We start from the raw sequence: 13,121 nt of genomic DNA, 5'->3' as shown, positions 1-13,121 counted from the left end.
GAGATGACCGGTAAACAGAAGGCAGCTGTTTTATTAATCTCAATGGGACCGGATGTCTCAGCTGAAGTTTATAAACATTTGACAGAAGAAGAGATTGAAAAACTTACACTCGAAATTTCTTCAGTCAAGAAAGTCGAATCCGAAGAAAAAGATAAAATTGTCGAACAATTTCATCAAATTGCACTTGCTCAAGATTATATATCCCAGGGAGGGATCGGCTATGCCAAAACAGTTTTGGAAAAAGCTCTCGGTTCTAATGAAGCTTCCAATATCATTGGCAGACTGACCTCTTCCTTGCAAGTGAGGCCATTCGACTTTGCCAGGAAGGCTGATCCAGCTCAAATATTAAATTTTATTCAAAATGAACACCCGCAGACCATTGCACTCGTGTTATCGTATCTTGATTCCACGCAGGCAGGTCAGGTGTTGTCAGAACTTCCACAAGATTTGCAGACTGATATTGCCCGGCGTATTGCGGTCATGGATTCAACCTCTCCTGATGTTATCAATCAGGTGGAGCAAATCCTTGAGAAGAAATTATCCGCAACCGTCACCCATGATTACACGGATACGGGCGGTATCGAGTCGGTTGTAGATGTGTTGAATAGTGTGGATCGCAGCACAGAACGGACAATTTTGGAATCTTTAGAAGTGCAGGACCCAGAATTGGCAGAAGAAATTAAAAAGCGCATGTTTGTATTCGAAGATATTGTCACCTTGGACAACCGGGCTATCCAGCGTGTCATTAGAGAAGTCGAAAATGAGGATTTGAAGCTATCACTTAAAGTGTCAAGTGAAGAGGTTAAAGAACTAGCCTTTAACAACATGTCGCAACGCATGGCAGATACGTTCCGAGAAGAAATGGACATCATGGGGCCGGTTCGCTTAAGGGATGTAGAAGAAGCCCAAACACGAGTTGTCGGCGTAATCAGGCGGCTTGAAGACGTAGGTGAAATCGTGATAGCCCGAGGTGGAGGAGATGATATCATTGTCTGATTACGATAATGGACAAGCTTCGCAACGCTCACGTGTCATTCAATTGCGTACCATCCCACAAAGCCAGGAGGAATCGGCCGATCGGATGACAGATCCCCAGACACAGTTTGCCCAGGCCGAGCAAAAGAACGAACAGGCGGAAGCAGCGTTAGTAGCTGCAAGGCAAGAAGTAGAAGACATAAAAGCAGCTGGCCGCGAAGAAATACAACAGGAAAAAAAGGACTGGCAGGAAGAAAAGGCGCATTTGATTGAACAAGCCAAGCAGGAAGGATACGCTGAAGGGTTTAAAACAGGGGAAGCGGCAGCTGAAAAACATTATGAAGACACGATTGCACACATCAACGAACGGGCGGAATTGGCTCAGCGGGATTACGATCAGGTTATTGCATCGAGCGAGCACAAAATAATCGATATCGCGCTGCGCGCCTCGGAAAAGATTTTAAATCACAGGTTAACTGATCATCCTGAGGCGTTTGTTGATGTAGTCAAAAAAGTCATTCTAGAAGTCAGGGAACAGCCTGAGATAAGAGTTTATATCCATCCGGATTACTACTATTATATTCTGGCCCAAAAAGAAGAACTGCAAAATATTCTCGATTTCAAGGCTGAGCTACTCATTTACATGAGAAGTGAATTGAAGAAAACAGATTGCATCATAGAATCACCATTCGGTCGGATTGATGGCAGTGTCGACAGTCAATTAATCGAGTTAAGAAACCAATTGTTCGCGTTTGTTAAGGAGTTTGAGGCAGATGAGTAATCCTACATATGCAGACGTCATCGAAGAAGCAGATACCATTCGTCGGTACGGCAAAATTCATAGAGTAGTAGGGTTGATGATTGAATCAAAAGGTCCCGAGGCATCGGTGGGCGATCAATGTTTCATCCATCCACCTGCTTCGTCTCAACCGATTGCTGCAGAGGTAGTCGGGTTCAACAATGAGAATGTTCTGCTCATGCCTTACAAGGAAATCAGAGAAATCAGTCCGGGGAGTCTTGTTGAAGCTACAGGTAAACCCCTGGAAATCAAAGCAGGGAGAGGGTTGATCGGGAAAGTAGTCGATGCCTTAGGTAACCCTTTGGATGAGGAAGCCCTCCCAAAGGGGCTGAAAACTTACCCAAGTGAGCAATCACCACCGAATCCTCTTGCCAGGCCGCCGATCAAGGAACCGATTCAAGTTGGTGTGAGATCTATCGATTCCTTGTTGACAGTAGGTAAAGGACAACGGATTGGCATTTTTGCCGGCAGTGGCGTCGGAAAGAGTACGTTGATGGGCATGATAGCACGAAATTCTTCGGCAGATTTGAACGTCATCGCATTGATTGGGGAACGGGGACGAGAAGTTAGGGAATTCATCGAAAATGATCTCGGTGATGAAGGTTTGAAGAAATCCATCGTGGTAGTGGTGACCTCCGATCAGCCCGCCTTGATGCGGATAAAAGGGGCTCATACAGCGACTGCGATTAGTGAGTACTTCAGAGACCAGGGCTACCATATCAATCTTATGATGGATTCAGTCACCAGATTTGCCATGGCCCAGAGAGAAATCGGTTTAGCTACAGGGGAGCCCCCAACCACGAAAGGGTACACCCCATCCGTTTTTGCCGTGCTCCCTAAACTTTTAGAAAGAACCGGCACGAGTAAATATGGCACGATCACAGCTTTTTATACGGTGCTGGTGGATGGGGATGATTTAAATGAACCCATTTCTGATACGGTGAGAGGGATCTTGGATGGACATCTTGTCCTCGATAGAAAGCTGGCTGAACAAGGGCAATTCCCTGCCATAAACGTTTTGAAATCTATTAGCAGGGTGATGAAGCAAGTGGTTGATGATCACCATCAAGCGGCTGCCGATCGGTTAAGATCCTTACTGGCGACGTATGAGGAAAACAGTGAGCTGATTCAAATTGGTGCATATAAAAAAGGTAGTGATGCACGCATTGATGAAGCCATTAGCCACCATCCATCTATCATCCGTTTTCTAAAACAAGGAATTGAGGAACCATCAGGGTTTAATCATTCTCTTCAGCAACTCGAAGAGCTATTCAATAGGAGTTGATTTAAATGTCAGCGTTATCGACCTACCATAAACTGCTAGATTTGCGTGAACAGGAAAAAAACAGTACATACCATAAATACCAACAAGCGATTCTACACTTTGAAGAGATCGCCACGCAATTATATGAATTGTTAAAGCAGAAGGAAGATACGGAAGAACAATTCCAGCACTTAATGCAGGAAAGCGGCGTTACGGCACAATATTTCTCGATTCACCGCCAATTTATCGATCGGCTGGATCATCGCATCATAGAGATGCAGCCCAAAGTTCAAAGGGCTCGCTCGCAAATGGAACAACTTCAGGAAGATGTCACCTCTGCATACATAGAAGTAAAGAAATTTGAAAAGCTGATCGAAAATAAAGTCCGCAATCATCAGAAGCAAGTTCAACTAGAAGAAGGAAAACTGATGGATGAAATGTCGATGAGGCAGTTTCTGAATTACGAGGTCAGGTGAGCGTATGGCAAAATCTAATCCAGAAGAGAAAAAGTCAGGAAAATTACAGTGGTTTTTGGTGGTCATCCTCATTCCTATTATGTTCCTCGTAACCGTGACCATTGTGGTTTTGACACTGACAGGGGTCAATGTGTTTGAAGAAGCTGAAAAGTACGGCAGTAAAATCCCGGGCGTTTCCACTCTGGTCTCTGAGGATGGTCAAGAAGAAGCGTCAGTTGAAACGGAGCAATTAAAAGCGACGATCGCTAACAACAACGCAGAAATTGAGCAACTCGAAGAACAGGTTTCCAGTAAGGATAACACTATTGAAGATTTGAACCAGCAACTATCTGAGTACGAAGCAAGGCTGGAGAAATCAGAGGAAGCGGGAGAAGGAGACGATACAGAAAATCCTCCCGATAAAGTGAGTGAGCTTGCTTCTTCATTTAAGGATATGGACGCTGAACAAGCCGCACAAATAATCGAAAATTTGGATGAAGTCATTGCAGTCCAGGTGCTTGAGAACGTGCCTAGTACAGAACGCGGAGAAATCCTGGGCGCGATGGATCCGGAATTGGCAGCAAGTTTAACGAATGCCTTTTTAGGAGCAGGAAATTAACGAGGCCGCACGTTTGAAAGGGGGTGAAAAAAGATGAATTCAGCGATGATGAATGTCGTGTTTGGTGCATCGGGAAGCAAGACAGCCCAGCAAACGTTATCCGGTAAGACTAGCTCTAATGATAAACTCGAACTTTTTAAGCACATGCTGATGGCTAACAACCAAAAAACAGGGGACATGGCAAAAAGCCAAAAAACTGAAGCTGATATAAATCCGGATATGTTGAGGGACTTGATCAAACAACTCGATGAACTCATAACCGGTATATCAGAAGCGAGCGCGTCGCTGTCTGAGGAAGAAGCGAGCATCCTGTCCTCCCTTAAAGATCTTAAGGATAAACTTGCAAATGGCATGATTAATGAGGCAACACAGTTAATGAAATCAATAAACGCCATCGGCAATCAAGTTACCGAAGAAACCTCAGCGATGATTGCAGAAGGCATGGGGGGACTTTTGCAGCTCGCGCGTCAGACTACGGGGAGCCCTCCAGGCGGGGAGAGCGGCAAGCAGTCAACCTTATCTGACTTGATGCCAATTAAGGCTCATGCCGGAGGACAATTAGCACCTGAAATGAGTGGAAAATACGCACAAGTAGAAGCAATGACAGTTCAACAGGCAAACAAGCAATTGCAAGATCTGTGGCAGCAATTTACCAGTATCTTAAATCAGACGTCTAGCAGCAACGGCGGAGAATTGACGAAACAATCAGGCTTGCAGCTGAAACAACTATTCCAGCAATGGACAGCTCTTGCGCAAAAAATATCTCCTCTGTCATCTGACCTTCCTTCTCAGGTTGTTGACCAAGGTACAGCGAAACAACAAAAAATATGGGGAGAACTGCTGGGTGCCTTTCGCAATCGCCATACATTGCAGACGAGCCAAACATACTCACAACAAGCCTCAGTTTCGGGAAAAGATGTGGCCAAGTGGCTGCAGCAGGCTTTAACACGCAATAGCGGGGACGAGACATCTTCAGTGAAGCAACAGCCTTCTCAAGTGAACTGGAATACCATGTCAATGAGTAAAGTGGAACAGTTTGTGTTGCATATGAACCAAAATCAAGATACCTCGATGCAAAAGCAATTGATGCAAGAGTTTGAACGCATTTTGAAGATGAGCAAATTTCAAGTCAATCGCAGCGGTGATATGGAGCTTCAGATGAAACTAAAACCTTCTAATCTCGGAAATATGGTTGTGAAAATGACGCAGGTAAATGGGGAAATGGCAGTCAAAATCATGGTCAGTTCTCAAGCAGCAAAAGATATGATGGATGGCAACTTAAATCAATTACGCCATATGTTTTCCCCGCAGCAAGTGATTATCGAGAAACAAGAGCAACTTGGAAACAATCAGATGTTCATGGAGAATGGAGAACATGATGAGCACTGGCAAGAGGACGGACAGCGCGAACAGGCCTTCGAAGATGAAGAAGATGAGGAAGCAGATGAAAATGCGGTGTTCCATGACATTCTAATGAACGAGAAAGTGTAGGTGAAGGTTATGACGAAAATCGACCCTTCCATGTATTTGCAAAATCAACAAACAAGGGGCTCAACCGGTAATACGCTGGGAAAAGATGACTTCTTAAAAATACTCATGGCCCAAATTCAAAATCAAAACCCGCTCGACCCGATGAAGGATAAGGAATTCATCTCACAAATGACAGAATTCTCTAGTTTGGAACAAACAACAAATATGGCATCTGCCATCCAATCTTTAACGGAATCGCAGCAGTTTTCGCCTGTGGTAGAGCACAGCACGTTGATAGGGAAAGAAGTGACGTATCCGGTTTATGATGAACAAACAGGTGAGGTTGCTGAACAAAAGTCGAGCATTGTCCAAGCGGTGAGTCAAAAAGATCAAAGTGCTCAGCTTGAACTTGAAGACGGCAATACCGTCATGGTGAATGACATTATCAAAGTAAGTAACGTGGCAACTGAAGATTAAGAAAGTAGGGATGGGTTATGGAACCACGGATACACCAACTGCATCAGCCACTCCCGTCACCCAAAACGCAACCTGTTAAGGGAAAAGCCCCTCAGACGGCATTCAAAGACATTTTAGACCAAGCGAAAGAACTTAAAGTGAGTAAGCATGCCAGGCAAAGGTTGGAAGAACGGAACATCACCATTACGCAAGAACAATGGGATGATATTTCAACAAAGCTGACAGAGGCCAGAGAAAAAGGGGTCACCGAATCGTTGGTGGTGCTGAAAGACGCGGCACTTGTGGCGAGTGCTAAAAACCAGACCGTGGTGACGGCATTAAGTAAGGAAGAATCACAATCGCATATCTTTACGAACATCAATGGCACCATTTTAATGAATCACGATACGAAATAACAGGCCGGACCAGAAGGAAGCCTGCATGAGCTGTGAAACGACTGACACAGCAATAGCTTAAAAATAGAAAGGATTGGTAGTAAATGCTACGTTCAATGTATTCAGGTATTGCAGGAATGAAGGGGTTTCAAACCAAGCTTGATACGATCGGAAATAATATTGCAAACGTCAATACGTACGGCTACAAGAAAGGGAGAACGACGTTTCAGGATATGATGAGCCAAACTGTTTCAGGTGCTCAAGGTCCAACTGCAGGAGGAGGCGGCAATTTGCGTGGGGGGGTCAACCCTTCACAGGTCGGATTAGGATCTAAACTTGGTTCGATTGACAATATTCATACACAAGGCAATCGCCAAACGACGAACCGTCCACTCGATATGGCGATTGAAGGAGATGGAATGTTTGTTGTTGCGGAAGGAACGGAGGCAAACGGAATCGATCCTGACACACAAACTGTTGATATGGAGGCAAACCGCATCAGTTTCACCCGTGCCGGTAATTTTTATTTGGATAACGATGGATCGATTGTAAACGGTAATGGACAGTACCTAGTCGGTGAGTCGCCGGGTGTAAATGGACCATCTACCATTCAAATCCCGGAAGACGCTGAAAGTTTCAGCATCGAGAATAACGGAACCGTTAACTATGTTGATGCAGCAGGGGAAACGCAGGTAGCCGGAGAAATTAGATTAGCTAAATTTTCCAACCCTGGTGGTCTGCAAAAATCAGGGAGCAATATGTATCAAATGACTGATAATGCCGGCGCAGCCGTAGATGGAGCCGGAAACTTGAATCTTCTCGCTCCAGGTGAAGAAGGAACAGGGCAGACCGTGTCCGGGGCACTGGAAATGTCGAATGTGGATTTATCTGAAGCATTTACGGAAATGATCACGGCTCAACGCGGATTCCAGGCTAATACGCGTATCATTACGACGTCTGATGAAATCATGCAAGAGCTCGTCAATCTGAAACGATAAGGAGGTGGAGGGTTGAGGGCTCTGCCCTGAGCCCTCCCCATAAAATTTATGATTGAATTGACACGCTTAAATGGACAAAGATTCATCTTTAACGGGCTTTACATAGAACAAATAGAATCACTGCCCGATACGACCATAACGACGTGGAAAGGAAAGAAATTCGTCGTCAAAGAATCAAAAGAGACAGTGATAAGCCAACTTTACGCATTTTACAAGGAAATAGGGCTGGTTGGGTCGCTGCATAAAGCGGGTGATACAGATGAGCAGGAATAAATTCAAACCCATTTTGGTCATAACGGGGACCTTAGTTACCATCGGAGTCGTAGGGTTAGTCGTGTTATTCAATTTTACCGGTCAAGCAGAAGAGAGCGGGGAGCGTTCCATAGAAGAAATCAGGGAAACGTCAATTGAAACGCAAGAGCTCACGACTGATTTGCAGGACGATATGTATGTGAAAGTGCAATTTCGTATTGTTGCAAAAAGTGATAAAGGAAAAAAAGAATTGCAACAGCGAGACTTCCAACTGCAGAACCTGCTTTTGAAAGAACTTGCGGGAATGGAGTCGCAGGATTTCAAATCAGATTTAAGTGAACTGGAAAGCACCATCAAAATGAGGTTGAATGAATTGATGACCAAAGGTGAGATAACGGATGTTTACACGATTCAAAAAGTACTTCAATGAACAAAGTAACCGTGCTCGTGAGGAGGTGACGTTGATTGTCGGAAGATGTGCTGTCACAAAATGAAATAGACTCGTTACTGTCAGCGTTGTCGACTGGGGAAATGAACGCAGATGAGTTGAAGAGCGAGGAAAAAGAAAAAAAAGTGAAAGCTTATGACTTTAAACGGGCGTTACGTTTTTCAAAAGATCAAATTCGCAGTCTGTCCCGTATTCATGAAAATTTTTCCCGTTTATTAACAACGTACTTTTCTGCTCAGCTTAGGACATACGTGCAGATTTCGGTTGCTTCTGTGGATCAATTGCCCTACGAGGAATTCATCCGATCTATCCCGAGCATGACGATTTTGAATATATACAGTGTGGAGCCGTTAGATGGCCGGATGCTGTTGGAAGCGAACCCGAATATTGCTTATGCCATGCTGGACCGTGTACTGGGTGGCAAAGGTTCAAGCTATAACAAAGTAGAGAATCTGACGGAAATAGAAACGACGATTATGTCTCAGTTATTTGAAAATGCCTTGGATAACCTTCAGGAAGCCTGGGGTTCGATCGTTGACATTGATCCGATGCTGGAAGAATTCGAAGTTAACCCGCAATTCCTGCAAATGGTCTCACCTAACGAGACGGTGGTTGTGGTTTCATTGAATACAACCATAGGTGAAACGAGCGGCATGATCAATATATGTATTCCGCATGTCGTATTAGAGCCGATTATTCCGAAACTATCCGTTCATTACTGGATGCAGAACAAACAAAGTAATGAGAGCAACCCGGAGGACTATGAGGCGCTGACTAAGACGGTGAAGCGAACAGAGGTCGATGTTAAAGCGATTTTAGGTGAATCGAGTATTTCCATCGAAAATTTCCTTAGTTTACATGAGAATGATGTGTTGCAGCTCGATAAAATGATTGATGATCCGCTGGAAATGCGGGTGGACGATGAACCTAAATTTTACATCCAGCCAGGAAAATCAAGAAATAAGCTGGCTGTTCAAGTGTTAGATGAATTCCGAGGGGGGGACGAAGAAGATGAGCGATGATATGCTTTCGCAAGATGAAATAGATGCATTGCTAAAAGGAAACAACGATGAAGCCGAGAACGAAGCGCCGTCATCAGTGAGTGAATTAACCAACCAGGAAGAAGACGCCTTGGGGGAGATTGGCAATATCTCCTTTGGCAGCTCGGCTACAGCTCTCTCTTCATTACTTAATCAAAAGGTAGAGATTACAACACCGGAAATATCCGTCATCCAACGGTCGCGGTTACCAGAGGAATTCCCGAAACCACATGTGTCAGTTCAAGTAACATATACAGCCGGTTTTTCAGGGGAAAACCTGTTGGTCATCCGTACGGAAGATGCGGCTATCATTGCCGACTTAATGCTGGGAGGAGATGGCACAAGCCCTGCAGAGGAATTAAATGATATTCATCTAAGCGCTGTGCAGGAAGCGATGAACCAAATGATGGGGTCAGCTGCAACAAGTATGTCCACCATATTTGATAAAAAAGTGGATATATCACCTCCAACCATCAATATTCTGGATTTAGAGGAAGAAGAGAGCCCGGAGCAGGTGCCTGATGAAGCGCAACTTGTCAATATAGCGTTTCAATTAAAAGTAGGTGAACTCATTGATTCCAGAATCATGCAGTTAGTTCCCAAGGACTTTGCCAAAGATTTAGTCGAAAGCTTGATGAATCCTGCCCAGGATAAGTCCGAACAATCAACAATAGCCAATCAAACCGAAGAAGAAGTTAAGCAGCCAGTAACCGCGTCCTCGAGTGTTTCCCCGCAGGCTTCACGCCATTCCGCAAATGAACCTGCAAGTGAGGCTCACTCCAAAGACCCTGAACTGCTCGGTGCTCAGCAAGGTAAGCAGCTGAGTGGTTCGGCTGTGCAAAATGCGGAGTTTTCAGAGTTCGACCAGGTTCAGTTAACCGACTCAGAACAACGGAACCTGGACATGTTGATGGATATTCCATTAAAAGTCACCGTGGAACTGGGGAGAACGAAGCGGACGATTAAAGAAATTTTAGAGCTTACCTCAGGCTCCGTGGTGGAGTTGGATAAATTGGCAGGCGAACCTGTTGATATTCATGTTAATGATAAGGTCATGGCCAAAGGGGAAGTCGTGGTCATTGATGAAAACTTCGGTGTACGGGTGACCGACATTTTGAGTCAAAAAGACCGTTTGAAAAAATTACGTTAAATCTAGGAGGAATAAAGATGGCAGAACGAATTTTAATTGTGGATGATGCAGCATTCATGCGTATGATGATCAAAGATATTTTGACCAAAAATGGTTACGAAATTGCCGGGGAAGCAGAAGACGGTCAAAAAGCGGTCGAACTGTATAAGGAAGAAACGCCGGATCTCGTTACAATGGATATTACCATGCCGGAAATGGATGGCATTGCAGCGCTTAAAGAGATAAAAGAGTTGAACCCTAATGCGACCGTCATCATGTGTTCAGCCATGGGCCAGCAGGCAATGGTGGTGGATGCTATCCAGGCCGGTGCGAAAGATTTCATCGTCAAACCGTTTCAAGCTGATCGCGTAATCGAGGCGATTCAGAAAGCACTTTCATAAAAGGAAGTCTATCAATCATGAAAAACGTTTTTCTCACCTTAGGCATGCTTATCATCGTTTGTTCACCCTGGTTTTATCTTCCTCAACATGTTCAGGCTTCTCCGTCTGTAACCGAATGTGCAGAGAATCCTGAACAGGAAGGGTGTTCGGAGTTTCAACAAGGGCCAACGCAAGATGAAAACGAAGAGAGTAATCAAGCTGCTCCTGACGATAACGGATCTTTAGGATGGAACTTAATTAAATTGCTTATTGCGCTTGTGTTAATTTTAGGGCTCATTTATGGGTTGTTGAAGTTTTTTAATAATCGCCATAAATTATTCAGTAAAGTCAAGACGTTAGAGAACCTCGGGGGACTTTCCCTTGGACCCAACCGATCGTTACAAGTGGTGCGAATCGGCGAACAGGTTTTTGTAATCGGTGTGGGCGACTCGGTGGAGATGATGACTGAAATTACAGATGAAAAAACGAAGAACGATTTGTTATCCGAACAGCATGATGACAGAATGTCCACGAGTGCTTTGCAGCAGCTCATCAAGAAAAAAGCAGATTCTCGCAAGAAACAAAACCAGTCTTCTGCTGTGCAATTTCAACATCTGTTCAATAAAGAATTGTCTCAGCTTAAGAAAAATAGAAAACACTCGGTACATAACGATGACACAGCGGATAGGGGGGATCGCGAGTGAATGAGTTTGTCGATATTTTTTCGAGCTCAGATCCCGAGAATATTTCCACTTCTGTTCAGCTGTTAATACTTTTAACCGTACTATCGTTGGCTCCCGGTATCTTAATTTTAATGACGTGTTTCACAAGGATCATCATTGTACTTTCCTTTGTACGGACGTCTCTAGCTACGCAATCGATGCCGCCGAATCAAGTGTTGATCGGCATTGCTTTATTCCTCACTTTTTTCATTATGGCGCCTACCTTGCAAGAGGTGAACGACCAGGCGCTCACGCCTTTATTCAATGAAGAGATTTCATTGGATGAAGCTTATGAGGAAGCGAGTGCACCGTTCAAGGAATTCATGTCCAAGCATACACGGCAAAAAGATCTAGCTTTATTTATGAATTACTCGGAAATGGAACGTCCAGAAAATATTCAGGATATTCCGTTAACGACGTTGGTGCCGGCATTTGCCATCAGCGAATTGAAGACGGCCTTTCAAATGGGATTTATGATATTCGTTCCTTTTCTAGTTATTGATATGGCTGTGGCGAGTGTTCTAATGTCCATGGGGATGATGATGCTTCCGCCAGTGATGATTTCGCTGCCTTTTAAAATATTACTCTTTGTATTAGTCGATGGCTGGTACTTGATTACACAATCCTTGTTGGAAGGCTTTTAGTGTGGAAAGGGACGATCTAAGATGAATAGCGAGATGGTAATTGGTCTTGCCGAGAAAGGGATTTATACAACCCTCCTCGTCACCGGCCCTTTGTTGATTCTGGCCCTTGCAGTAGGACTGCTCGTCAGTATTTTTCAAGCAACAACACAAATACAGGAACAAACATTAGCGTTTATTCCAAAGATTGTTGCGGTTTTAATCGGTTTGGTGTTTTTTGGCCCCTGGATGCTGACCCAAATGATGCAGTTTGCTACTGAGGTATTTAATAACTTGAATATGCTGGTCGGTTAGTGATGATCGAATACATTAATTTTTCAATGGTACCGGCCTTTTTATTAGTGTTTGTCAGGGTGATTGCGTTCTTTGTGGCGCTGCCGATTTTTTCTTATCGTAATTTGCCGACTCAGCATAAATTGGGGCTAAGCTTTTTTTTAGCTCTGATCATGGTGACAACGCTGGATATTCCTGATCTCGCAATTGATGGTACGTATCTCTTACTGATTTTAAAAGAAGCGGCTGTCGGTCTTGCCGTCGGGTTGTTGGCCTACATTATTCTGGCTGCTGTTCAAATTGCAGGTGGATTTATCGATTTTCAGATGGGGTTTGCGATAGCGAATGTCATCGATCCTCAGACCGGCGCCCAGAGCCCACTCATCGGACAATATTTATATACGATTACACTTTTGTTCATCCTTGCTGTGAATGGGCATCACCTTATGATCGATGGGATCTTTTACAGCTATGAACTTATCCCGATTGAAAGATGGATCCCTCTCCAGGAACAAGGGTTGATCAATTTTGTCATTGAAACCTTCAACTACATGTTTGTCATTGCATTCTTAATGGCGATTCCGGTTGTAGGGTGCCTCTTCCTGGTGGATGTAGCATTGGGGATCATTGCCAGGACAGTTCCACAATTAAATGTGTTTGTCGTCGGGCTGCCGTTAAAGATTTTTGTTTCGTTTGTCATGCTGTTAATTGCGATGAGTTTCTATATCATGTTGATTCAAAACTTATTCGAGACCATGCTTAACACGATGAGAGAACTTATGCGTATCATTGGAGGCGCCTAGCG

Annotated in this window: 18 protein-coding genes; all 18 read left to right on the top strand. The window is 44.2% G+C overall.

The features are described 5' to 3' along the window. The first annotated feature begins 3 nt into the window (after window positions 1–3). The 18 genes from fliG to fliR all read left to right on the top strand — a co-directional run bounded on the left by fliG (window position 4) and on the right by fliR (window position 13,119). On the top strand, window positions 4–996 hold the full coding sequence (gene fliG, locus HOP45_RS08280) for a flagellar motor switch protein FliG (protein ID WP_181348895.1): 993 nt from the start codon (window positions 4–6) through the stop codon (window positions 994–996). Further along, complete coding sequence (gene fliH, locus HOP45_RS08275) at window positions 989–1,756, top strand: flagellar assembly protein FliH (protein WP_181348762.1); 768 nt, start codon at window positions 989–991, stop codon at window positions 1,754–1,756. The genes fliG and fliH overlap by 8 nt, the downstream gene beginning before the upstream one ends. Next, complete coding sequence (gene fliI, locus HOP45_RS08270) at window positions 1,749–3,059, top strand: flagellar protein export ATPase FliI (RefSeq protein WP_181348760.1); 1,311 nt, start codon at window positions 1,749–1,751, stop codon at window positions 3,057–3,059. Before fliH ends, fliI begins: the two co-directional genes overlap by 8 nt. Window positions 3,060–3,064: 5 nt before the next feature. Further along, a complete protein-coding gene (gene fliJ, locus HOP45_RS08265; protein WP_181348757.1) occupies window positions 3,065–3,514 on the top strand; it encodes a flagellar export protein FliJ in 450 nt (149 codons plus the stop codon). A 4-nt stretch (window positions 3,515–3,518) separates the two neighbouring features. Beyond that, on the top strand, window positions 3,519–4,112 hold the full coding sequence (locus tag HOP45_RS08260) for a MotE family protein (RefSeq protein WP_181348755.1): 594 nt from the start codon (window positions 3,519–3,521) through the stop codon (window positions 4,110–4,112). A 33-nt stretch (window positions 4,113–4,145) separates the two neighbouring features. Continuing rightward, window positions 4,146–5,603, top strand: a complete 1,458-nt coding sequence (locus HOP45_RS08255) for a flagellar hook-length control protein FliK (protein WP_181348753.1) — start codon at window positions 4,146–4,148, stop codon at window positions 5,601–5,603. Between the two features lie 9 nt (window positions 5,604–5,612). Then, complete coding sequence (flgD, locus tag HOP45_RS08250) at window positions 5,613–6,059, top strand: flagellar hook assembly protein FlgD (protein WP_181348751.1); 447 nt, start codon at window positions 5,613–5,615, stop codon at window positions 6,057–6,059. Window positions 6,060–6,076: 17 nt separating this feature from the next. Then, a complete protein-coding gene (locus tag HOP45_RS08245) occupies window positions 6,077–6,454 on the top strand; it encodes a TIGR02530 family flagellar biosynthesis protein (RefSeq protein WP_181348750.1) in 378 nt (125 codons plus the stop codon). A gap of 83 nt (window positions 6,455–6,537) precedes the next feature. After that, on the top strand, window positions 6,538–7,431 hold the full coding sequence (gene flgG / locus HOP45_RS08240) for a flagellar basal body rod protein FlgG (RefSeq protein ID WP_181348747.1): 894 nt from the start codon (window positions 6,538–6,540) through the stop codon (window positions 7,429–7,431). Between the two features lie 48 nt (window positions 7,432–7,479). Further along, window positions 7,480–7,704: a flagellar FlbD family protein gene (locus tag HOP45_RS08235; protein ID WP_181348745.1), complete on the top strand. Its 225-nt coding sequence runs from the start codon at window positions 7,480–7,482 to the stop codon at window positions 7,702–7,704. Next, on the top strand, window positions 7,691–8,113 hold the full coding sequence (locus tag HOP45_RS08230; protein ID WP_181348744.1) for a flagellar basal body-associated FliL family protein: 423 nt from the start codon (window positions 7,691–7,693) through the stop codon (window positions 8,111–8,113). The genes HOP45_RS08235 and HOP45_RS08230 overlap by 14 nt, the downstream gene beginning before the upstream one ends. Before the next feature lie 35 nt (window positions 8,114–8,148). Next, window positions 8,149–9,153, top strand: a complete 1,005-nt coding sequence (gene fliM, locus HOP45_RS08225) for a flagellar motor switch protein FliM (RefSeq protein ID WP_181348742.1) — start codon at window positions 8,149–8,151, stop codon at window positions 9,151–9,153. Beyond that, a complete protein-coding gene (fliY, locus tag HOP45_RS08220) occupies window positions 9,143–10,321 on the top strand; it encodes a flagellar motor switch phosphatase FliY (protein ID WP_181348739.1) in 1,179 nt (392 codons plus the stop codon). Before fliM ends, fliY begins: the two co-directional genes overlap by 11 nt. 17 nt (window positions 10,322–10,338) lie before the next feature. Further along, window positions 10,339–10,701, top strand: a complete 363-nt coding sequence (locus HOP45_RS08215) for a response regulator (RefSeq protein WP_181348737.1) — start codon at window positions 10,339–10,341, stop codon at window positions 10,699–10,701. 17 nt (window positions 10,702–10,718) lie between these two features. Beyond that, a complete protein-coding gene (locus HOP45_RS08210; protein WP_181348735.1) occupies window positions 10,719–11,384 on the top strand; it encodes a flagellar biosynthetic protein FliO in 666 nt (221 codons plus the stop codon). Then, window positions 11,381–12,046 (top strand): flagellar type III secretion system pore protein FliP, encoded by a 666-nt coding sequence (gene fliP / locus HOP45_RS08205; RefSeq protein ID WP_181348733.1) that lies wholly within the window; start codon window positions 11,381–11,383, stop codon window positions 12,044–12,046. Before HOP45_RS08210 ends, fliP begins: the two co-directional genes overlap by 4 nt. 21 nt (window positions 12,047–12,067) lie before the next feature. Beyond that, a complete protein-coding gene (gene fliQ / locus HOP45_RS08200; RefSeq protein ID WP_181348731.1) occupies window positions 12,068–12,337 on the top strand; it encodes a flagellar biosynthesis protein FliQ in 270 nt (89 codons plus the stop codon). Between the two features lie 2 nt (window positions 12,338–12,339). Further along, window positions 12,340–13,119, top strand: coding sequence for a flagellar biosynthetic protein FliR (gene fliR, locus HOP45_RS08195; protein WP_181348729.1), 780 nt, complete (start codon window positions 12,340–12,342; stop codon window positions 13,117–13,119). Window positions 13,120–13,121: the final 2 nt, after the last annotated feature.

Origin of the sequence: Thalassobacillus sp. CUG 92003, assembly GCF_013618635.1 — a bacterium.
Lineage (GTDB): Bacteria > Bacillota > Bacilli > Bacillales > Halobacillaceae > CUG-92003.
This window is presented reverse-complemented; position numbering and strand designations above follow the sequence as displayed.

Bases quoted from the DNA above. Each gene is read 5' to 3' on its own strand.
- fliG (WP_181348895.1), top strand. From the start codon at position 4: ATGACCGGTAAACAGAAGGCAGCTGTTTTATTAATCTCAATGGGACCG.
- fliI (WP_181348760.1), top strand. From the start codon at position 1,749: ATGAGTAATCCTACATATGCAGACGTCATCGAAGAAGCAGATACCATT.
- fliJ (WP_181348757.1), top strand. From the start codon at position 3,065: ATGTCAGCGTTATCGACCTACCATAAACTGCTAGATTTGCGTGAACAG.
- HOP45_RS08260 (WP_181348755.1), top strand. From the start codon at position 3,519: ATGGCAAAATCTAATCCAGAAGAGAAAAAGTCAGGAAAATTACAGTGG.
- HOP45_RS08255 (WP_181348753.1), top strand. From the start codon at position 4,146: ATGAATTCAGCGATGATGAATGTCGTGTTTGGTGCATCGGGAAGCAAG.
- flgD (WP_181348751.1), top strand. From the start codon at position 5,613: ATGACGAAAATCGACCCTTCCATGTATTTGCAAAATCAACAAACAAGG.
- HOP45_RS08245 (WP_181348750.1), top strand. From the start codon at position 6,077: ATGGAACCACGGATACACCAACTGCATCAGCCACTCCCGTCACCCAAA.
- flgG (WP_181348747.1), top strand. From the start codon at position 6,538: ATGCTACGTTCAATGTATTCAGGTATTGCAGGAATGAAGGGGTTTCAA.
- HOP45_RS08235 (WP_181348745.1), top strand. From the start codon at position 7,480: ATGATTGAATTGACACGCTTAAATGGACAAAGATTCATCTTTAACGGG.
- HOP45_RS08230 (WP_181348744.1), top strand. From the start codon at position 7,691: ATGAGCAGGAATAAATTCAAACCCATTTTGGTCATAACGGGGACCTTA.
- fliY (WP_181348739.1), top strand. From the start codon at position 9,143: ATGAGCGATGATATGCTTTCGCAAGATGAAATAGATGCATTGCTAAAA.
- HOP45_RS08215 (WP_181348737.1), top strand. From the start codon at position 10,339: ATGGCAGAACGAATTTTAATTGTGGATGATGCAGCATTCATGCGTATG.
- HOP45_RS08210 (WP_181348735.1), top strand. From the start codon at position 10,719: ATGAAAAACGTTTTTCTCACCTTAGGCATGCTTATCATCGTTTGTTCA.
- fliQ (WP_181348731.1), top strand. From the start codon at position 12,068: ATGAATAGCGAGATGGTAATTGGTCTTGCCGAGAAAGGGATTTATACA.
- fliR (WP_181348729.1), top strand. From the start codon at position 12,340: ATGATCGAATACATTAATTTTTCAATGGTACCGGCCTTTTTATTAGTG.